The 1,053-nt window shown below is 39.7% G+C and carries 1 protein-coding gene; it reads right to left on the bottom strand.

The window, feature by feature from the left end:
- On the bottom strand, nucleotides 1-1,053 hold a 1,053-nt coding region (locus PROCOU_RS17920), incomplete at both ends, for a toxin Cry1Ac domain D-VI-related protein (protein ID WP_036074509.1).

A 1,053-nucleotide genomic window follows, 5' to 3' on the forward strand; every position in this document is an offset into this window, starting at 1 on the left:
GCCGCATCAATCTCCGCTTGTGTCACTGTTTCTGTAATCGTACCGTTTGGATCTTTGTTTGTGAATAAACTATTTACCGCTTCACGTGCTTTCTCTTGATTGTCTTCTTCTGTGATATCAAAAACTTGGAAGTCACTCATGCCAAATACTTGCCAGTTACCACTCTTATCTGAAATAAAACGATTTCCAACTGAAGTAGCAGCCGATTTTGCTGTAAACACAAGCTCTACACGTTGATTCACTCCATTTGAATATTTGTCACCTAGTCCACCTTTTGAACCGGAAAATACATTCGTTCCATCGTATAAAACAACAGCGCTTTTACCAGTGTGGTTGGCGGTTAATCTATACTTATGATTAGCAATCGTTTTAAGGGTTTGTCCCATAATTAACATGTTGTCATCTTTAATATACCCTTGTAGTTCACCAGCCTGCGCACCATTCTTCATCTTAATGCTTTCATTGGTCGTAGGAATATTACCATCAGTATCTACCGATTGTTGTAGCGTGATGCTTGTTGAGGCGTTACTAACTGCCACGTTATTACGGTATAATCCCCATTTATCGACTGCCGTACTAGACTCTGTGAGTTCAAATGCTGGATTTTCAACCAGATTACCCAGCTCTTTTTGAATGGCATTATATTGATTCGCATCTAATTGACTTTGTGCTTTGTTTAGATCTGCTTGTAACGCTGCTTTCTTCGCTGGGTCTGTCACGTTGTTAATCAACGCTTGCGCCGCATCAATCTCCGCTTGTGTCACTGTTTCTGTAATCGTACCGTTTGGATCTTTGTTTGTGAATAAACTATTTACCGCTTCACGTGCTTTCTCTTGATTGTCTTCTTCTGTGATATCAAAAACTTGGAAGTTACTCATGCCAAATACTTGCCAGTTACCACTCTTATCTGAAATAAAACGATTTCCAACTGAAGTGGCAGCCGATTTTGCTGTAAACACAAGCTCTACACGTTGATTCACTCCATTTGAATATTTGTCACCTAGTCCACCTTTTGAACCGGAAAATACATTCGTTCCATCGTATAAAACAACA

Origin of the sequence: Listeria rocourtiae FSL F6-920, assembly GCF_000525975.1 — a bacterium.
Classification (GTDB): domain Bacteria; phylum Bacillota; class Bacilli; order Lactobacillales; family Listeriaceae; genus Listeria_A; species Listeria_A rocourtiae.